Below are 19,307 nucleotides of genomic sequence, written 5' to 3' on the forward strand. Positions count from 1 at the left end.
GCACCTTCGACGTGAGATTGACGGTACTTTTTCCGCAACTCAACCCGAAACTGGCCCGTGGGGCGGGTGCGTGTCACACTGGGGCATGGCCGTCACGCTCAGAGCGATCCAGACCGTTGTCCCGCCGACCATCCTGATCCAGGACGAGGTGCGGGATGTCTTCGCAGCCCAGCCCGACCTCAGCCGTCTCGCCCAGCGGCTGGTGTCGACATCCTTCAACCTGTCGGGAATCGAGAAACGGCACACCGTGATCGAGGAGCTGACCCTCGACGGGGACGCGGCCGATCCGCGGTTCTTCGACTCGGTGACCCAGCGGCTGCTGGTGCCGAGCACGAAGGTGCGCAACGAGCTGTACATCACCGAGGCCACGAAGCTCTTCGTCGAGGCAGGCCGACGCGCCGTCGACGCCTGCCCGGGTATCGAGGCCGCGGATGTCACGCACGTCGTCACCGTGTCCTGCACGGGTTTCTACGCGCCGGGTCCTGACTACATGCTCGTGCGGGAGCTCGGCCTCAGCCCCGCCACGCAGCGCTACCACCTCGGCTTCATGGGCTGCTACGCCTCGATGCCGGCGCTCCGCACCGCCAAACAGTTCGTCCTGGCCGACCCCGACGCCGTCGTGCTCGTGGTCAGCGCCGAGCTGTGCTCGCTGCACCTGCGCAGCTCCAACGACCCGGACACGATCGTGGCCTCCTCCCTGTTCGCGGATGGCGCCGCCGCCGGCATCGTGAGCAGCCGCGCCCTGGCGCCGGGCGAGGTCGCGCTGAACCTCGACCGCTTCGAAACCGTGATCACCCCGGTCGGCGAAGGGGACATGGCCTGGAAGATCGGCGACGAGGGCTTTGAGATGGTGCTCAGCTCCTATGTGCCGCACATCATCGACGAGCACATCGAGGGCGCGCTCGCGCCGCTGTTCGACGGTGACGAGACCCTGGCCGGACTGCTGCCGGTCGAGGAGGCGGAAGAGGCCGCGGAGATCGAGGTCCTGGCCGACGTGCTCTCCCAGGTGCTCGCCGAGTCGCTGGTCTCGTCGGGTGCCGGGGCCGGTGCCGGGGCTGCGGCGGTGGGCGCGGGGTCAGGCCCGGGCGCGGGGCCGGGCGCGGGTGCGCCGGCGGACACCCTCAGCACGGCCATCGCGCATTGGGCGATCCACCCGGGCGGGCGAAGCATCCTGGACAAGACAGAGGCCAAGCTGGGGCTCACCGAAGCCCAGCTCGTGCCGTCGCGGGAGACCCTGCGCCAGTACGGAAACATGAGCAGCACCACGATCCTCTTCGTGATGAAGGCCATCATGGACGCCCCGACGACCGAGGACGGACAGCGTGTCTGTGCCATGGCCTTCGGGCCGGGGCTGACCGTCGAGTCCGGCCTGATGACCGTCGCCGTCGGCTAGGGCATGGGCCTGTCCGCGCCGCACGTGCCCGCGCGGCGTGCGCGCTCGCTGCGCGTGCGCGCGAGCGACGCCGTCGAAATCATGGACGACCCCGGGTGCGACCCCGAACGGCTCGCCCGCACCTACGCCGACTTCCGGATCGTGAACGCGTTCGTGTCGGGCTGGCGGGGAATGTACCGGCGCGACATCCGCCCGGCGTTGTCCCGCACCCGTCCGCGAACTCTGCTCGACATCGGCTCCGGCGGCGGGGACGTGGCGCGGGCGCTCGCCCGGTGGGCCGCGCGCGACGGGCTGCAGTTGCGGGTCACCGCGATCGACCCGGATGCCCGCGCCCACGCGTACGCGACCGCCCGCCCGCCGCTGCCCGGGCTGTCGTTCCGGCGGGCGCTGAGCTCCGAGCTGGTCGCAGAGGGGGCCCGTTTCGACTTCGTGGTGTCCAACCATGTGCTGCACCACCTGGGCGCGGCGGAGCTCGGCGGGCTGCTGGTCGACTCCGAGCGGCTGTGCGCCGGGCGGGTGCTGCACAGCGACATCGAGCGGAGCCGATCGGCCTACCTCGGCTTCGGGCTGGCGACCTGGCCGTTCTTCCGCGGCTCGTTCATTCGCGCCGACGGGCTCACCTCGATCCGTCGCAGCTTCACGGCCGCGGAGCTGCGGAGCGTGCTCCCCGCCGGGTGGCGGGTGACGCGGGAACTCCCGTCGCGGCTTGTGCTGCACTGGGAGGCGCCGGTGTCGCGCTCGTCCGGCGCGTCGGGTTCGCGTGCGGGATCGGGGTCGCAGTCATCGAGTTCGACGGTTCCGGTCGAGATTGACGGGCGCGCCGGGCAAACTCGACCGGAACGCTCAAGCTCGGCGACAGGGTCGGGGCCCGCGCATGCGTGACGTCGTCATCGTCGGCGGGGGGCCCGTCGGCATCCTGCTCGGCTGTCTGCTCGCGGTGCGCGGGGTCGACGTCGAGGTGCTGGAGCAGCGCCGGCAGCCGTCGATGCGCTCGCGGGCGATCGGCATCCACCCGCCGTCGCTCGGGGCGCTGGAGCAGATCGGCGTCGCCGACGACCTGATCGCGCGGGCCGTGCGGATCCGCGGCGGCATCGTGAGCTGCGACGGGCGCACGCTCGGACGGCTCTCCTTCGCGGAGGCCGCGGCGCGGTATCCGTTCGTCGTCGCCCTTCCCCAGTATGAGACCGAGGCCCTGCTCCGCGCCAGGTTCGAGCAGCTTCGGCCCGGCGGGCTGCGCCCCGGCGTCACAGTGCTGGGGGTGCGCGACCTCGGAGACCACGTGGAGGTCACGTCACGGGGTCGGGGCACGATCCGCGCCCGATACGTGGTCGGCGCCGACGGCGCACGGAGCGTCGTGCGGGACGCACTCCACATCGGCTGGACCTCGCACGGCGGCGGCGAAACCTACCTGATGGGTGACTTCGCCGAACCCGGCGAGGGCGGCGCGGGCGCGGGCAACGCGGGTGTGCGCGGCGAGGGCGCCGCCGGTGCAGCCTCGGGCGGCGCGGGTTCTTCGGGCGAGGCCGGCTCGGGCGCCGCCGGTGCGGCCTCAGGCAGCGGTGAGGCGGTGCTGTACTTCGAGCGGGGCGGGGTGGTCGAGTCCTTCCCGCTGCCGAACGGTCGGCGCCGCTGGGTGGCCCTGACCGACGGCCTGGTGACGGATGCCTGTTCCGCGGACCTGGCCGGGATCATCCGGGACCGCACCGGGGTGCTCCTACCCCCGTCAGCCGACCCACCGAGCGCATTTTCGGTGCGGCAACGCCTCGCCGACCGGATGCTGGCCGGCCGCGTCGTACTGGTCGGCGACGCTGCCCACGAAATCAGTCCGATCGGCGGACAGGGCATGAACCTGGGCTGGCTCGACGCGGTGGCCCTGGCACCGGCGGTGGCCCTAGCCCTGGCGGATCCGGCCTCGGCGGAGGCGGCGCTGGCCGAGTTCGATCGGCGCAGGCGGCGCTCGGCACGGATGGCCGCGCGCCAGGCGGGGTTCAACATGGCGATGGGCCGCCCGGCCAGCGGCGTGCGCCTGCGGGCCAGGAACGCGCTCGTGCGGGTCCTCGCGGTTCCGCCGGCCCGCGGCATCCTCGCCCGCGCGTTCACCATGCGCTGGCTCTGACCCGCTCCGCCCCCACCCCCCGCACCCTGCTGTCCCGCGCCCTCCCGGCCCGGTGCCGTGCTTGAGCTGTGGCTAACTCAGGAGAATCCGTAGCCCCGCCCGGTTCTCCCGCGGAAACACGCCGGCCGGCGCCGAGCCGTCACGGATTCTCCTGAGTTCGCCACACGTGGCGGCGATCAGGGCGGGCGCGCGGGCGCGCGGGGTGTGTGCGGGGCGCGCGGGGACCGGCGGCGGCTACTGCTCGCGGCGGGCCCCGTCGGCGGCGTGCACGACGAACATGACCGGGGCGCGGAAACCGCGTTCGGCGAAGGCGGCTGCGACGGCCGCCTCCACGTCGGGGACCAGGTCGCGCGGAGTCAGCGCGATGGCCGCCCCGCCGAAGCCGCCGCCGGTCATGCGCGCCCCGAGGGCGCCGGCGCCGCGGGCGGTTTCGACCGCGAGGTCCAGCTCGGGGATCGAGATCTCGAAGTCGTCCCGCATCGAGACGTGCGAGGCATCCAGCAGCTCGGCGATCCGGGTCGGCCCGTGTTCCCGCAGAGTCTGCACGGTATCCAGCACGCGCTGGTTTTCGGTGACGATGTGCCGAACCCGTCGGAAGGTCTCGTCATCGAGCAGCTCGGCGGCGCGTGGGAGGTCGTCGAGGCCGAGCTCGCGGAGCGCTGACACGCCCAGGGCGGCTGCGCCCGCCTCGCAGGATGCCCGGCGCGAGGCATACCCGCCGGTCGCGTGCGCGTGGCTCACCCGCGTGTCGATGATCAGGACGTCCAGCCGGGCCGCGTCGAACCCGAGCGGAATCACGTCACTCTCGAGGCTGCGGCAGTCGAGGAAGACGCCGCCGTCGGCCTTGCCCAGCAGGGACGCGGACTGGTCCATGATGCCCGTGGGCGCGCCGACGGCACGGTTCTCGGCGAGCCGGCCGACCTGGGCGAGGGTGCTCCGATCGAGCCCGAGGCCCCAGACGTCGTTGAGCGCGACCGCCACCGCGCTCTCGATCGCCGCGGAAGAGGACAGCCCGGCGCCGATCGGCACGTCGGAGTCGATGAAGGCCTCGAAGCCGGGCACCGTGCCGAGGTCGGCCCCGAACCGTCCGAGCGCCCAGGCCACGCCGAGCGGATACGCGGACCAGCCGGCCAGATTCTCCGGGATCAGTTCGTCGAGGGAGATCTCGATGGCCTCGGCCGCGAACGAGCTGGCCACGCGGATGATCCGGTCCTCGCGGAGGCCGAGCGCAACCACCGTGCGGCGGTCGATCGCGAACGGGAAGACGAACCCCTCGTTGTAGTCGGTGTGCTCGCCGATCAGGTTGACGCGCCCGGGGGCGGACCAGATGCCGGCCGGACGGTGGTTGAACCGGCTCTCGAAATCGGCCAGCACGGTGGCGTTCAGCACGGTGGTGGCCGGCCGGGAGTCGGCCGCAACGCCCGCGTCGGACGCAACGCCCGCGTCGGACGCAACGCCCGTGTCGGACGCAACGCCGGTATTGGTCGCAACGCCCGTGTCGGACGCAACGCCGGTGTCGGCCGTAAGGCCCGCGTTGGTGGAGTCGGCCGCATCGTCGGCGGCGGCCGCGCGCAGCACGGCATCCCGGATCGTGGCCGCCTGCTGTTCCGGCAGCACATCGCCGATCCAGGCGCCCATGGCGGCCTCCGAGCCGGCCAGGTATTTCAGCTTGCCTTCGGCCCGGCGGGGGCTGGTGACCTGCAGCATCAGCCGGATGTCGTCACGCCGCACATTCACCGGCGCCTGATGCCAGGCCGCGATATACGGCGTGGGCGTCGGGTACAGGGCGTCGATCCCGCGCAGCAGACGCCGGTAGAGCACCGCCAGCTCGTCGCGCTCGGCGAGGGTCGTCGCGGCGAAGTCGGGCAGCTGCCGGTGCGGCAGCATGTGCACCTCGATCGGCCAGCGGGCGGCGAACGGCACGAAGGCGGTCCAGTGCTCGCCGCTGAGGATGACCCGGTCGCCGGCCTGCTCGCTGGCGAGGATATCCGCGAACAGGGTCGGGCCGTACGAGTCCAGCGACTCGACGAGCCGCTGGGTGCGCGGCGTGACGTACGGGTACGAGTAGATCTGTCCATGCGGATGCCGCAGCGTCACGCCGATCTCCTCGCCGCGATTCTCGAACGGGAAGACCTGCTCGACGCCGGGCAGCTGGGACAGGGCGTGCGTGCGCTCCGCCCAGGCCTCGATCACCGTGCGGGCGCGGGTGACCGACAGGCTCGCGAAGGACCCCTCGTGCTCGGGGCTGAAGCAGACCACCTCGCAGCGCCCGACCGAGGTGCGGGAGCGCCCGAGCCCGATGGAGGCGAGGTCGGCCAGGCCGTCCGGGGCATCCGCATCGGTCAGCAGGGGGCCGAACGACGGCGACTTGTTCTCGAAAACGACGACGTCGTAGTTGCTCGGCACCTCGGACGGGTTCTCCGGGGTGGACGGGGCGAGCGGGTCGAGGTGGGCGGGGGGAAGGAACACCCGGTTCTGCCGCGCGGCCGCGATCGACACCCACTCGCCGGTGAGCGGGTCCTGCCGCATGCGCGCTGTTGCCGGGCGAGGTTCGAGCTCGCGGAGGTCCGGCGCGCGCTCCGGCGCCAGGGCCGTGTCCGGGTCGTCGAAGTAGATGAGCTCCCGCCCGTCCGCGAGGGTGTGCTGCTGCCGGGCGATGCGCGTGTCGGCGACGAAGGCCGGGGAAGTGGTGTTCATGGCAGGAACCACGATATCCGATCTTCACATCTGAAACCAGTGCTTTCGTATTGAAAAGAAACACCAACTAAGTGAAGATGGGGGCATGGCTTCCCCTGTGCTCCCCACGCGCCCTGTGCCTTCGACGCGCCCTGTGCCGCCCGTGCCGCCGATGCCGCAGCCGACACCCCCGCCGCAGCCGGCGCCCCCGGGCGACCGCGACGCGCTGCCTGCTCACCTGCGGCGGGAGCAGATCCGTCGCCTCGTCGACGAGCGCGGCTTCGTGCGCGTGGCCGAGCTCCGGGAGGCGTTCGGCGTGTCCGGCGTGACGGCCCGGGCCGACCTCGACGTGCTGGTCGGCGAGGGTGCCGTGCAGCGCGTGCACGGCGGCGCTGTGCCCGCCCATGCCGCCGGAGGCGCCGGTCGCGCGGGCCGCCCGGAGCGCGAGTCGTCGTTCGAGGAGGCGCTCGCGTCGGCCGTGCTGCCCAAGCGCCAGATCGGCGAACTCGCCGCGTCGCTGGTGCGGAGCGGCCAGAGCGTGATCCTCGATGTGGGCACGACGACGCTGTCAATCGCCCGAGCACTGCGCGCCCGAGCCGACCTCACCGACGTCGTCATCATCACGAACGGGCTGAGCATCGCGCTCGAACTGGAGCCCGCCATCCCCAGGTTCTCGGTCATCGTCACCGGCGGATCCCTCCGCCCCCTGCAGCACTCCCTCGTCGAGCCGCTGGCGGCCACCGTGCTCGACCAGGTGCACGCCGACCTGGCCTTCATCGGCTGCAACGGCGTCGATCCCGAGCACGGCGTGACGAACATCAACCTCCCCGAGGCGGCCGTCAAAACGCGGATGCTGGCCGCCACCGCCCGCGCGATCGTCGTCGCCGAGGGCGCCAAGCTCGGCCAGGTGCACCTGGGCCGGGTCGCACTTCTCTCCGCCTTCGACCTGCTGATCACGGATGCCGCGGCCGACCCGTCCACGCTGGAACTCATCCGCGAAACCGGGCTCGGCGTGCTGCAGCCGGAGCAGTAGCGGGAGCAGTAGCAGTAGCAGTAGCAGTAGCTGAGGGGCCGGGCCCGCGGGTCGCCTAGCATGATGCCATGAGCCTGCCTGCGCCCGATTCCCTGTCTGCGCCCGATTCCCCGCCGGCGTCCCTGTCTGCGCCCCTGCCCCTGCCCGACGCCTGGAGCCTGGCCGGGCGCACCGCACTCGTCACCGGCGCGGGGAGCGCCTCCGGCATCGGCTTTGCTGCGGCCCGGATGCTCGGCGAACTCGGCGCACGCGTCGTCGTCACCGCCACCACCAGCCGGGTGCACGAGCGCGCGGCCGAGCTCCGGGAACTCGGCGTGGACGCATCCGGAATCGTCTGCACCCTCGACTCCGAGGCCGGCGCCCGGATGCTTGCCGACGGGCTCGCCGAGGCGGGCCTCACGCCGACAATCCTCGTCAACAACGCGGGCATGGTCGCCGTCGGGGACGTCGAGATGGCGCACGGCGACATCCTGAGCAGTACCGCCGACTGGGAGCGCGGCCTCGCGATCAACCTGTCGACCGCCTTTCACGCCACCCGGGCGGTGATCGGCTTCATGCGCGCCGCCGGCTGGGGACGGGTCGTCACGGTGTCCAGCGTGAGCGGGCCGGTGATGGCCTCCCGCGGGGATGTCGCCTACGCGGCGGCGAAGGCCGGGCTGGCCGGGCTGACCCGGGCGCTCGCCGTGGACGAGTCGCCGCGGGGCATCACGGCGAATGCGGTGGCGCCGGGCTGGATCGCCACCGGGTCGCAGCTTCCCAGCGAGGAGATCGAGGGCGGCCTGGTGCCGGCCGGGCGCAGCGGGACCGCGGCGGAGGTGGCATCCGTCATCGCCTGGCTCGCCTCGCCGGGCGCGTCGTACGTGACCGGGCAGACGGTCGTCGTCGACGGCGGCAACAGCGTGGCGGAGGAGCGGCGCTGATCGGGGGGCTCAGAGTCAGAAGGCCTGGATTAGTCGACGGTCCGGTCCGCGGTCGAGGGCTGGGGCGTGATCGGCGGAAACTGCGGCTCTCCCGTGAAGCCCTTGTCGGCGGCGGCGGAGGCCGCGCGGCGGCTCTTCACGAGCCAGTTGTGGTGGTCGCGCAGGCCCCGGCTGACCGCCACGCGCACGACTCCGTAGATGAGGAGCAGGGCTGCGCTTCCCGAGATGATCCAGGTCAGGAGCAGGTAGAGGGAGCTGATCGCGAGCGGGTCCATGCCGAGGATTCTCGCAGTCAGTAGGCGATCGCGAAGGCGGCCTCGCCGAGCGGCGGGATGTCGGACACGTCGAGCGAGTCGACGATCGCCGACCGCGGCCCATGGGCGAGCCAGGTGAGCATCCGCGCAACGGCGGCCTCCGGCCCCTCGAACTCGAGTTCGACGGAGCCATCCGGTCGGTTGCGCACGTAACCGGCCAGGTTCAGGTGGGACGCCTCGGTGAGCGCGTAGTACCGGAACCCGACGCCCTGCACCTGGCCTCGCACGACGGCATGTTTGCGGATCACAGGGATATTCTGCTCCGCCGGCCGCGCCGGCGCACCATCGGCTTCGATCGCCCGGATGCTCCGCCGACCTTGATCGTTCCGGTCGAGTTTGCCCGGTGCGCGGGGCAAACTCGACCGCAACGGTCAACCTCGGCGCAGGCTGGGCGCAAGGCGCAGTCGGGGGAGGCCGGCGGCGCGGGTGTATTTTGGGCCGCATGAGCGGGTCGGACGACGTTGACGAGTACCTGACCGGCGTGCCGCTGGAGTTCCGCGGGGCGCTTCAGGAGCTCCGCGAGACCATCCAGCGGCTGGATCCTGAGGCCACCGAACGGATCAGCTACCGGATCCCGACGTTCTTCGACCATGGGATGCTGGTCGGCTTCGGCGCGCAATCGACGGGCTGCAGCTTCTACACGCTGCGCCCCGGGCTCGTCTCCTCCCTGGGCGAGGAGCTCGCCGGTTTCGACGCATCCGGCGGGACGATCCGGTTCACGCCGTCGCATCCGCTGCCGGAGTCGCTCGTGCGCACCATCGTGGCCAACCGGCTCGCCGACAACCGCAGCGCCTGACGCGGCCCTGCCCGGCGAGACGCGCCGCCGCGCCGGGTGACGCGCCGCACGCGCCGCCCCTCTTGACGCGCTGCACGCGCCGCACGCGCCGCACGCGCCGCACGCGCCGCCGCGCCTCGGGGCTTCTCCGGGCGGGCGCAGGGGCTTCTCCGGGCCCGCGCAGGGTCGCTCCTCCGGGTCGCTACTCTGGGGGGACACCGCACAAGCTCCCGGGGGACACCATGACACTGCTGACAGCCGACCTGTACGACGAGCGTGGCGAAGACCTGCAATCCGTGGCGGTGCAGTTCCAGTCGGTCGGTGGCAACGCCCGCTTCAGCGGGCCGATCCGCACAGTCAGCTGCTTCGAGGACAACGCGCTGGTCAAGGCAGTCCTGGCGCGGCCGGGCGCCGGCGCCGTGCTCGTCGTGGACGGCGGCGGATCGCTGCAGACGGCGCTGATGGGCGACATGATCGCGGAGTCCGCGGTCGCCAACGGCTGGGCGGGCGTGATCATCAACGGCGCCATCCGGGACCGGGTCGCGATCGGCGCGCTCGCGCTCGGGGTCAAGGCCCTGGGGAGCAACCCGCGCAAGAGCAACAAGACCGGCAAAGGCAGCGCGGATGTCGTCGTCGAGTTCGCCGGGGTACTGTTCCGCCCCGGACGCATGGTCTACTGCGACGAGGACGGCATCCTCGTCGAACGCTAGGCAAGTCTCGCCCAGCCCGCCGAGAATCGCCGTTCGCGCCGAGAATCGCCGCTGGAACGGCGATTGTGGGCGCGAACGGCGATTCTCGGCGCCGAAGCGGCAGCGGCCAACCACTGCAGCGCCCCGGAGTCCGGGCCTCAGTCGACCCGCGGGTATGTGGCCAACTCAGGAGAATCCTGATCACCGACTCGCCCCTCCGCGGAAAATCGGGGCACGGGGGCAGTTGCCGCTGGATTCTCCTGAGTTAGCCACACACACGTGAGTTAGCCACACACACGGGAGTTAGCCACACACACGGGGGCGGCCGCAGATGGCCGTGGCCGCGCGGCCGGGGGCGGCGCCGTCCGGGGTGACTCGCCACCGGGCAGCGCCGCTCGCGCCTGTCACCGAGCGGGTCAGTACGTGATGACGACCCGGCCGTCGATCTTGCCGAGCTTCATCTCGTCGAAGACCGTGTTGATCTCGTCGAGGCTGCGAGTGGACACCGTGGGGTGGATCTCGCCGCGGGCGTAGAACTCGAGCGCCTCCTCCATGTCCTGCCGGGTGCCCACGATCGAGCCGCGCACGGTGAGTCCCTTGAGCACGATCTCGAAGATCGGTGCGGGGAAGTCTCCCGGCGGCAATCCGTTGAAGACGATGGTCCCCCCGCGGCGAGCCATCCCGATCGCCTGGCCGAACGCCTTCGGGTGCACCGCGGTCACGAGCACGCCGTGGGCGCCGCCGGTCACCCGCTGGATGACCTCGACCGGGTTCTCGTCCATCGCGTTGACGGTCAGTTCGGCGCCGTGCTTGCGGGCGAGGGCGAGCTTGTCGTCGGCGACATCCACTGCGACGACGCGCAGGCCCATGGCCTTGGCGTATTGCACGGCGATGTGGCCGAGGCCGCCGATGCCGGAGATGACGACCCACTGACCGGGCCTGGCCTCGGTCATCTTCAGGCCCTTGTAGACGGTGACGCCGGCGCAGAGCACCGGCGCGATCTCGACCAGGTCGGAGCCTGCGGGGATCTTCACGGCGAACCGCGAGTCGACGAGCATGTACTGGCCGAAGGATCCGTCGACGCTGTAGCCGCCGTTCTTCTGCTGCTCGCACAGCGTCTCCCAGCCGGTGCGGCAGTATTGGCAGCTGCCGCAGGCCGACCAGAGCCAGGCATTGCCGACGAGTTCGCCGACGGTGAGGCTGGTGACGCCCGCACCGAGGGCGACGACGGTGCCGACGCCTTCATGGCCCGGGATGAGCGGCAGGCTCGGCTTGACCGGCCAGTCGCCTTCGGCGGCGTGCAGGTCGGTGTGGCAGACGCCGCTCGAGATGAGCTTGACGAGCGCCTGGCCCGGGCCCGGCGTGGGCACCGGGACTTCTTCGACGGTGAGGTGCTGGCCGAAGGTCGAGACGACGGCGGCGTGCATCGTGGCAGCCGTTACATCGGCGCCGGCTTCGTCGTGCATGGTCGTTTCAATCAATGTCATGGTAAAACTCCCTAGATCGAACGTCTTCGTCCGTGGTCCCGACGCTAGGCGGCGCAACGTTGCGGCCGCGTTGCGGGAGCTTGCGGGCCGGGCAAGCCCGCAGACTTTGGCACCTGCGGTCGAGATTGCCCGGTGCGCGCGGCCAACTCGACCGGAACAGGCAATCTCGACGCATCCGTGCATCCGTGCGTCCGTGCGTCCGTGCGTCCGTGCGTCCGTGCATCCGTGCATCCGCGCATCGGCGGGCACGCTGCCCAGTCTGTGGATGATCCATCCAATGAGCCGGTGCGGCCGGGCCGCTAGATTCGACAGCAAGCAGTTAACCAGGGTCACCCGCGGCAGGGCAACCGCGCGGGTCCGGCCCGCCGCGCCACCAGTGAACGGAACTTCAGTGCAGAAGCAGATGGACAACAGCGCCGGCGACCTCTCCCGGCCGCTCGAGGGAATCCTGGTCGCCGACTTCTCGCGGATCCTCGCCGGCCCGCTCGCCACCGTCACGCTGGCCGACCTGGGCGCGCGGGTGATCAAGGTCGAGCGTCCGGGCACCGGCGACGACACGCGCGGCTGGGGTCCTCCGTACTCCGCCACCGGGGCCACCTACTTCGAGGGGATTAACCGCAACAAGGAGTCGATCTGCCTCGACCTTACGGATGCCGCCGACCTCAAGCTGGCCCGGGCGCTCGCGCTCAAGGCCGACGTGCTCGTCGAGAACTTCAAGCCCGGCGGGATGGAGAAGCTCGGGCTGGGCTACGACGCGCTCCGGCAGGAGAACCCGGGGCTGGTTTACGCCTCGATCACCGGATTCGGCAGCGCCGGGGGAGCGGACCTGCTCGGCTACGACTTCCTGGTGCAGGCCCTCGGCGGCCTGATGAGCATCACCGGCGAGGCCGACGGCGATCCGATGAAGGTGGGCGTCGCCCTCGTCGACGTGCTGACCGCGAAGGACACCGCGATCGGCATCCTCGCCGCACTGACCGCCCGAGCGGCGACGGGCCGGGGCGCGCGGCTGGAACTGAACCTGCTCTCGAGCCTGCAGGGCGCTCTCGCGAACCAGGCGCAGGCCTACCTCGGGGCCGGCGTCATCCCGACACGCATGGGCAACGCGCATCCGTCGATCGTGCCCTACCAGCTGCTGGATTGCGCGGACGGTCCGCTGGCCGTGGCCTGCGGCAATGACGGCCAGTTCGCGCGGCTCGCCCGGGTCCTGGGCGTGGAGACGCTGGCTTCGGATGAACGCTTCGCGACCAACAGCGCCCGGGTGAGCAACCGGACCGAACTCATCGACATCCTGCACGGGCGTCTGGCCGGGGCATCGGCGCACTCCTGGGAGCTCCGGCTCACCGAAGCCGACGTGCCGGCCGGGCGCGTGGCCACCATCGGCGAGGGGATCGCGCTCGCCGAGAGCCTCGGCCTGGCGCCGACCATCGACGTGCAGGATGCCTCCGGCCGGGCCGTGGGACGCCAGATCCGGCACCCGGTCAGCTGGACCCCGCCGCTCGCGCCACGGACGGCCGCCCCGCCCGCCCTGGGTGAGCACGGCGACGCGATCCGCGCCTGGCTGACTTCCAATCCCTCGCGAAACCGCAGTTGTGCGCGTTAAAACGCCTGTTTAGCGCGCACAACTGCGGTTTCGCGGGAGGGGAGGTCAGCCGCGCAGGGCGAGCCAGAGGTTCGCCGCGACATCGGGATCGTCCAGGTCGGCCTCGATGAGTTTGGACGCGATCCCGATCCGGTGCCGGAGCGAGTTGCGGTGCACCCCGAGTTCGCGCGCCGTCGGCTCCCACTGGCCCCGGTGCCGCAGGTAGCAGCGCACCGTCTGCACGAGGTCGGCCCGGGAGTAGCTTCGCAAGGCGTCGACCCAGTCGTCCGCCTGCGGGTCGAGGAGGCCGTCCACCACGGCGAGCTGCCCCGCGGCCACGCGCCGACAGGCGCGGCCCACCTCCGTGACGCTGCCGGAGACCTGGCCCAGGAGCAACGGGCCGCTCAGCGCGGCCGCCAGCCCGCCGGCAGGTCCGGCCGCCAGTCCGCCGGCCCGTCCGCCCGCTTGCCCGCCCGCTTGTGCCGCCGCCGGTCCGGCCGCTTGCCCCGCCGCCGGTCCGGCCGCTTGCCCCGCCGCCGGTCCGCCAGCAGGCTCGGCAGCCAGCCAGCCAGGCGAGCCGACAGAGGGCCCGGCACCTGCTCCGCCGGCCGGCACCCCCGCGGGCTCCGAGCCCACCCACCTGTCGCCGCTCGCTTCGCCGCCCGGTTCCTCGCTCGCCCCGGCGCCGGTCTCCGCCAGGATTACGTAGGTCAAGCCGTCCAGCGTGCAGCGCAGGCCCGAACGACGGATGCTCCGCCGCAGCCGCGCCGCCGCCCCGGCCGGCGCCATCGCCGCAACCCGGTCGGCCAGCTCGGCGTTGCCCAGGAGCTCGACCTGCCCGCCGCGCACGGCCAGGAGCCGCACCCGTTCCGCGAGCGCGGGGATGCCCAGTTCGTCGGCCGCGAGGCGAGCGGCATCCGCGTACCCGTGCAGGATCAGGGATGCCGCGGTGCCGCCCAGGACCGCGTCGGCCCGGCGCCGGTCCCAGTGCTGCTGCGCGGTGACCGAGAGCAGCATGCAGCCGGTCAGCATGAGTTGCCGATCCGCCGCGCGCAGCGCCCGCCCGGCTCCGACCGCGAGGAATCCCGCCGTTTTCTCGTCGGCGATGATCGAGTATTCGACGACGTCAGTCCCGTGCAGGGGGAACGTCGCCGAGGAGTGCGTGCCGGCCAGGCCGAGCCGCGCGGTCTCCTCGCGCAGTTGCGGCAGCAGGCGGGCCTCGGCCAGGGGCCAGATCGTCTCGGCGGTCCCGTCGGCGGGCACATAGGCGGCCCAGCCGCCCAGGGCTTCGGCCAGGGCCTTGACGACCGAGGCGACCGCCCCCGGGCGCGTGGCCGCGCGGGCGAGCGAGGTCTGCCGGCTCAGGCTCGCGGTGAGATCGGCCTGCTCCGCCTTGCCGACGAGGTCCCAATAGGCCCGCGACACGTGCATGAACGGGGTTCGTTCCGGAACGATGAGCAGGGCCAGCCCGGCCTCGCGGCAGGCGGCATCCAGTTCGGCCGGGACCTCGTCGGTCCCCGCGCCGAGCCCCAGGCCGAGCGCGGCAACGCCCCGGTCGACGAGGCGCTGCACGTACCGGCCGGCCCCGTCGGCGCCGCCCGAAAACGGGATGCCGGTGGTCAGCAGCAGCTCCCCGCCACCGAGGTACGGGGTCGGATCGTCGAGCTCGGAGATGTGCACGCCGGTCAGTCCCTGCCGGGCCACATGGCCGCCGTCGTGCGGCAGGAGATCCGATCCGAGCTGTTCGCACAGCCGGGCGAGGCTGATCCGCACCATAGTCATCCTGTTCAGATCGAGCGGCCGGGGCAATGACTGGACAGTCTATCTCCGCGGGGGTGTGGTTTTGGATAGTCCGTACGATGTCGCGGAGGGTGGCCTCGCCTACATTGAAGCCATGGAATCATTGCCGCTTGCCCAGACTCGCCTGCTCCGCACCGCGATCCCGGGCCCCAGGTCCACGACCCTGCACGCCGAGCGCGTGCAGCACGTCTCGAGCGGATTCGGAGTCGCCCTGCCGGTGTTCATCGACCGGGCGGAGGGCGGCATCCTGCAGGATGTCGACGGCAACCGCATCATCGACTTCGCCTCGGGCATCGCGGTGACCAGCGTCGGGGCGAGTAACCCGCTCGTGCAGGCCCGGGTGCGTGACCAGCTGGCCCGGTTCACCCACACCTGCTTCATGGTGACGGAGTACGACTCGTTCACCGCGGTCTGCGAGTGGCTGAACACGCACACCCCCGGCGACTTCGAGAAGCGCACCGCGCTGTTCTCCACCGGCGCCGAGGCCGTGGAGAACGCCATCAAGATCGCCCGGGCCGCCACCGGGCGGGAGAAGATCCTCGTCTTCGACGACGCCTACCACGGGCGTTCGCTGCTGACCATGGCGATGACCGCCAAGGAAAACCCCTACAAGACCAGCTTCGGGCCCTTCCCCGGCGAGGTGCACCGGGCGCCGATGGCGGCGCCGCTGCGCTGGCCGGGCGGAGCGGAGAACGCCACCGTCGAAGCGCTCGCCGGGGTCGAGGCGGTCCTGGCCGCGCAGGGAGCGGACACCTTCGCCGCCATGGTGATCGAGCCGATCCAGGGCGAAGGTGGCTTCATCGTGCCCGCCCCCGGCTTCCTGGCCGGGCTCCGCGACATCGCCGCCCGCCACGGAATCGTCTTCGTGCTCGACGAGATCCAGGCCGGAATGGGCCGAACCGGCCGGATGTTCGCCAGCGAGTACGAGGGAGTGGCCGGCGACCTCGTCGTCACCGGCAAGGCCCTCGGCGGAGGCCTGCCGCTCACCGCCGTGACCGGCCGGGTGGAGCTGATGAACGCCGTGCACGCGGGCGGCCTCGGCGGCACCTACGCCGGCAACCCGCTCGCCTGCGCCGCCGCACTCGGCGTCTTCGAGGCGTTCGAAACCGGCGACCTGCTCGCCGGGGCGCTCCGCATCGAGGACACGGTGCGCCGGGTGCTCGAACCGCTCGTGACCGAGGACTTGCCGATCGTCGAATTCCGCGGCCGCGGCGCCATGCTCGCGATCGAATTCGCCGACGCCGCGACGCTCGAGCCGCGGCCGTTGCTCGCCGCGGCGGTCGCCGCGCGCTGCCACGCCCGGGGCGTGCTCGTGCTTGTCTGCGGAACGTACGGCAACGTCATCCGACTGCTTCCCCCGCTCGTGATCGGCCAGGAACTGCTCGAAGACGGGCTCGCGGTGCTCCGCGAGGCCGTCGAGTCGGTGTACGCCGACTCCACTGCCGGATCGACTGCCGACTCGACTGCCGGATCGGCCGTCGGCGCGGCGGCGGTCCGCGCGTGAGCGCCCCGACCACGATGAACGCCGACCCGAGCCACGACCCGCGCACGGGCGAGCAGCGCGGAAGCGTGCCGCACACGTCCCCGGAACGGGTCTCCGACATCCTGAGGCGGGCGCAGAGCGCGGCGGATCGCGTCGCCGAGACCAGCCCGGCGACGCGCCTCGGCTGGCTCACCGCCGTCGCCGAGGCCCTCACGGCACACGACGAGGAACTCGTCGGGATCGCCCGCGAGGAAACCGGCCTCGGCCTGGACCGCCTGCGCGGCGAACTCGCCAAGTGCGCGGCCAGCACGCTCTTCTACGGCACGGTCGCGGCCGAGGGCAGCTACCTCCAGGCCGGCACCGAGGGGATCGGCGGCGACTCCACCTTGTCCCGCTGGAACATCCCGGTCGGCCCGGTCGCTGTGTTCGGGGCGAGCAACTTCCCCTTCGGCTTCGGCGTGATCGGCCACGACGTGGCCTCGGCCCTCGCCGCCGGCTGCCCGGTGATCGTCAAGGCCCACCCGGCTCACCCTCGCCTGAGCGTGCGCCTGGCCGAAATCGTCACCGGCGCGCTCGCCGAGGCCGGCGCCCCGCCGGGCAGCTACGCCCTCGTCGTGGGCTTCGACGCCGGGCTGCAGCTCGTCGACGCCGCCGAGGTCACCGCGGTCGCCTTCACCGGCAGCCAGGGCGGCGGCATGGCCCTGGTCGACCGGGCCGCAGCCCGCGGCGTGCCGGTCTTCGCCGAAATGGGCACCGTCAACCCGGTCTTCGTGACCCCGGATGCCGCGGCGCGCGGCCAGGAGATCGCCGCCGGCTTCGTAGGGTCGTTCACCCTCGGGGCCGGACAGTTCTGCACCAAGCCCGGGCTGCTCTTCGCCCCCGCCGGCGCCGGCATCTTCGACGCCGTGCTCGCGGAGCTGGCGCAGGTCGAATCCGCCCCCCTGCTCACGGCCGGGATCGCCGCCGGCTACCGCGCGGGCGTGGCGCGGCTCGCCGAGGCGGCGGCCGCCGAGCCCGCCGTGACGCAGGCCGCCGCGCATGCAGCCGAGCCCGCCGCCACCCAGGCCGCGCAGGCAGCCGCGCCCACGCCCCCCGCGCCCTCCGCGTCCGCCGCGTCCGCCGCGTCCGCCGCGTCCGCCGCGTCCGCCGCGTCCTCCGCGTCCGCCGCGTCCTCCGCGTCCGCCGAAACGCCGGCCGCCGAAGCCGAAGCCGGCGGCTATGCGGTCGCCCCGCGGGTCATCCTCGTGCGGCTGGACGACCTGCACCCGGGCTCCCGCCTGCTCGAGGAATGCTTCGGCCCCGTAGCGCTCGTCTGTGAATACGAGGATGCCCTGCAGGCGCTGGGCGCCCTCGTCCGGCTGCAGCCGAGCCTCGTCGCATCCGTCTTCACCGGCGGCCCGGGCGACCCGCAGTCGGCCGAGATCGTGCGCCGGCTGCTCGGCCGGGTGGGCCGGGTCGCCCTCAACGCCTGGCCCACCGGAGTGGCCACGTCCTGGTCCATGCAGCACGGCGGACCGTGGCCGGCCACCTCGCGCTCCGATGCGACCAGCGTCGGCGCCGGGGCACTCGGCCGCTTCGTGCGGCCGGTCGCGGTGCAGAACGCCGAACCCGCCCACCTGCCGCCGGCCCTCCAGCCCGGCAACCCCTGGCGCATCCCGCGGCGAATCAACGGCAAACTGACAGTGCCGAGCGCGACAATGGCGACCGCGACAGCGCCGACCGCGACGGCGCCGAGCGAATGACGTCCTCCACCCTGACGAAAGTGAACCCCATGATCGACACCTCAGACCTGATCGACATCGAGTCCCTCCTCAGCGCCGACGAGGTGGCGCTCCGCGCCTCCGTGCGTTCGTTCGTCGACTCGAGCATCCGGCCGAATATCGCGCGCTGGTACGAGAACGGCGTCTTCCCGCTCGAGATCGTGCCGGAGATGGCGAAGCTGGGCCTGCTCGGAATGCACCTCACGGGCTACGGATGCCCGGGCCGCAGCTCCGTCGACTACGGCCTGGCCGCGCTGGAGCTCGAGGCCGGCGACTCGGGCCTGCGCACCTTCGTGAGCGTGCAGGGATCCCTGGCCATGAGCGCCATCCACAAGCACGGCTCGGAGGAACAGAAGAACGAGTGGCTGCCGAAAATGGCGGCCGGCGAGGCGATCGGATGCTTCGGCCTGACCGAGCCCGGCTCGGGCTCCGACCCCGGCAGCATGACCACGTACGCCCTCCGCGACGGCGACGACTGGGTGATCACCGGAACCAAGCGGTGGATCGGGCTGGCCTCCGTTGCCCAGGTCGCCGTGATCTGGGCGATGACCGACGACGGGGTGCGCGGTTTCGTCGTGCCCACCGAGACGGCCGGATTCACCGCCACGGTGATCGGATCCAAGCTCTCCATGCGGGCCTCCATCCAGTGCGAGATCGACCTCGACAACGTGCGCCTGCCCGCCTCGGCCATGCTGCCGAAGGCCAAAGGGCTGAGCGGCCCGTTCTCCTGCCTGAACGAGGCGCGCTACGGCATCATCTGGGGCGTCATGGGCGCCGCGCGCGACAGCTACCTCACCGCCCTCGAATATGCCGGCGAGCGCATGCAGTTCGGCAAGCCCCTGTCGGGCTACCAGCTGACGCAGTCGAAGCTCGTCGACATGGCCCTGGAGATCAACAAGGGCACCCTGCTCGCCCTGCACCTCGGCCGGCTGAAAGACGCCGGCACCCTGCAGCCGCACCAGATCTCGATCGGCAAGCTGAACAACACCCGCGAGGCGATCGCCATCTGCCGTGAGGCGCGCACCGTGCTCGGCGGCAACGGCATCACCCTTGACTACTCCCCGCTGCGCCACGCGAACAACCTCGAGAGCGTGCGCACCTACGAGGGGACCGACGAGGTGCACACGCTGATCATCGGCAACCACATCACGGGCATTCCCGCCTTCCGCTAGGCACCCGTCGGGTAGCAGTCGCGCGGGTATCGCTGCGGGGGAGTTACGCGGGCACTGCGCCGGTGCGCGTGAGTTGCGCCACGCGCGAAGTGGCGCACTACCCGCGAAGC

General features: G+C 72.0%; 16 protein-coding genes and 1 pseudogene. 11 read left to right on the forward strand and 6 right to left on the reverse strand.

All coding sequences use genetic code 11. The features are described 5' to 3' along the window. Nucleotides 1–85 precede the first annotated feature (85 nt). From BLQ39_RS16025 to BLQ39_RS00115, 3 genes are read left to right on the forward strand one after another with little or no spacing between them, the layout of a single operon-like run. Complete coding sequence (locus BLQ39_RS16025; RefSeq protein ID WP_241982780.1) at nucleotides 86–1,393, forward strand: type III polyketide synthase; 1,308 nt, start codon at nucleotides 86–88, stop codon at nucleotides 1,391–1,393. Between the two features lie 3 nt (nucleotides 1,394–1,396). Continuing rightward, complete coding sequence (locus tag BLQ39_RS00110) at nucleotides 1,397–2,275, forward strand: class I SAM-dependent methyltransferase (protein ID WP_092321062.1); 879 nt, start codon at nucleotides 1,397–1,399, stop codon at nucleotides 2,273–2,275. Further along, the gene (locus BLQ39_RS00115) at nucleotides 2,268–3,509 is read left to right on the forward strand and encodes an FAD-dependent oxidoreductase (protein WP_092321063.1); all 1,242 of its coding nucleotides are present in this window, start codon (nucleotides 2,268–2,270) and stop codon (nucleotides 3,507–3,509) included. Before BLQ39_RS00110 ends, BLQ39_RS00115 begins: the two co-directional genes overlap by 8 nt. Nucleotides 3,510–3,743: 234 nt before the next feature. Here BLQ39_RS00115 and galK read toward each other — a convergent pair whose 3' ends face one another. Next, nucleotides 3,744–4,898 carry a galactokinase gene (gene galK / locus BLQ39_RS00120; RefSeq protein ID WP_092321309.1) on the reverse strand — a complete coding sequence of 385 codons (1,155 nt, stop codon included), beginning with the start codon at nucleotides 4,896–4,898 and terminating at the stop codon, nucleotides 3,744–3,746. 186 nt (nucleotides 4,899–5,084) lie between these two features. Next, nucleotides 5,085–6,206, reverse strand: a pseudogene (gene galT / locus BLQ39_RS00125) (galactose-1-phosphate uridylyltransferase); the annotation flags it as partial. A 151-nt stretch (nucleotides 6,207–6,357) separates the two neighbouring features. Here galT and BLQ39_RS00130 point away from each other — a divergent pair. Together BLQ39_RS00130 and BLQ39_RS00135 are read left to right on the forward strand one after the other, a co-directional pair. After that, the gene (locus tag BLQ39_RS00130; protein ID WP_092321310.1) at nucleotides 6,358–7,218 is read left to right on the forward strand and encodes a DeoR/GlpR family DNA-binding transcription regulator; all 861 of its coding nucleotides are present in this window, start codon (nucleotides 6,358–6,360) and stop codon (nucleotides 7,216–7,218) included. Between the two features lie 68 nt (nucleotides 7,219–7,286). Next, nucleotides 7,287–8,138 (forward strand): SDR family oxidoreductase, encoded by an 852-nt coding sequence (locus BLQ39_RS00135; protein ID WP_092321064.1) that lies wholly within the window; start codon nucleotides 7,287–7,289, stop codon nucleotides 8,136–8,138. A gap of 29 nt (nucleotides 8,139–8,167) precedes the next feature. Here BLQ39_RS00135 and BLQ39_RS00140 read toward each other — a convergent pair whose 3' ends face one another. Beyond that, entirely contained in the window at nucleotides 8,168–8,413 is a 246-nt protein-coding gene (locus BLQ39_RS00140) for a hypothetical protein (RefSeq protein WP_092321065.1), read from the reverse strand. Between the two features lie 17 nt (nucleotides 8,414–8,430). Next, entirely contained in the window at nucleotides 8,431–8,700 is a 270-nt protein-coding gene (locus BLQ39_RS00145; protein ID WP_092321066.1) for an acylphosphatase, read from the reverse strand. Nucleotides 8,701–8,894: 194 nt separating this feature from the next. Here BLQ39_RS00145 and BLQ39_RS00150 point away from each other — a divergent pair, with 194 nt between their 5' ends. Then, nucleotides 8,895–9,248, forward strand: a complete 354-nt coding sequence (locus BLQ39_RS00150) for an iron chaperone (RefSeq protein WP_092321067.1) — start codon at nucleotides 8,895–8,897, stop codon at nucleotides 9,246–9,248. Between the two features lie 221 nt (nucleotides 9,249–9,469). Beyond that, a complete protein-coding gene (rraA, locus tag BLQ39_RS00155) occupies nucleotides 9,470–9,937 on the forward strand; it encodes a ribonuclease E activity regulator RraA (protein WP_092321068.1) in 468 nt (155 codons plus the stop codon). Between the two features lie 395 nt (nucleotides 9,938–10,332). On the opposite strand, the gene adhP is transcribed toward rraA, so the two are convergent. After that, nucleotides 10,333–11,343: an alcohol dehydrogenase AdhP gene (gene adhP / locus BLQ39_RS00160; RefSeq protein WP_092321311.1), complete on the reverse strand. Its 1,011-nt coding sequence runs from the start codon at nucleotides 11,341–11,343 to the stop codon at nucleotides 10,333–10,335. Nucleotides 11,344–11,806: 463 nt separating this feature from the next. Here adhP and BLQ39_RS00165 point away from each other — a divergent pair, with 463 nt between their 5' ends. Then, nucleotides 11,807–13,003, forward strand: coding sequence for a CaiB/BaiF CoA transferase family protein (locus BLQ39_RS00165; protein WP_092321069.1), 1,197 nt, complete (start codon nucleotides 11,807–11,809; stop codon nucleotides 13,001–13,003). A 45-nt stretch (nucleotides 13,004–13,048) separates the two neighbouring features. On the opposite strand, the gene BLQ39_RS00170 is transcribed toward BLQ39_RS00165, so the two are convergent. Continuing rightward, a complete protein-coding gene (locus BLQ39_RS00170) occupies nucleotides 13,049–14,758 on the reverse strand; it encodes a PucR family transcriptional regulator (protein WP_167738550.1) in 1,710 nt (569 codons plus the stop codon). A 118-nt stretch (nucleotides 14,759–14,876) separates the two neighbouring features. Here BLQ39_RS00170 and BLQ39_RS00175 point away from each other — a divergent pair, with 118 nt between their 5' ends. From BLQ39_RS00175 to BLQ39_RS00185, 3 genes are read left to right on the forward strand one after another with little or no spacing between them, the layout of a single operon-like run. Continuing rightward, a complete protein-coding gene (locus BLQ39_RS00175; RefSeq protein WP_092321071.1) occupies nucleotides 14,877–16,286 on the forward strand; it encodes an aminotransferase class III-fold pyridoxal phosphate-dependent enzyme in 1,410 nt (469 codons plus the stop codon). Further along, nucleotides 16,283–18,007, forward strand: a complete 1,725-nt coding sequence (locus BLQ39_RS00180; protein ID WP_256332645.1) for an aldehyde dehydrogenase family protein — start codon at nucleotides 16,283–16,285, stop codon at nucleotides 18,005–18,007. Before BLQ39_RS00175 ends, BLQ39_RS00180 begins: the two co-directional genes overlap by 4 nt. A 29-nt stretch (nucleotides 18,008–18,036) precedes the next feature. Beyond that, nucleotides 18,037–19,197 carry an acyl-CoA dehydrogenase family protein gene (locus tag BLQ39_RS00185; protein WP_174775392.1) on the forward strand — a complete coding sequence of 387 codons (1,161 nt, stop codon included), beginning with the start codon at nucleotides 18,037–18,039 and terminating at the stop codon, nucleotides 19,195–19,197. Nucleotides 19,198–19,307 lie beyond the last annotated feature (110 nt).

Origin of the sequence: Cryobacterium psychrotolerans (genome assembly GCF_900101115.1) — a bacterium.
Taxonomy (GTDB): domain Bacteria; phylum Actinomycetota; class Actinomycetes; order Actinomycetales; family Microbacteriaceae; genus Cryobacterium; species Cryobacterium psychrotolerans.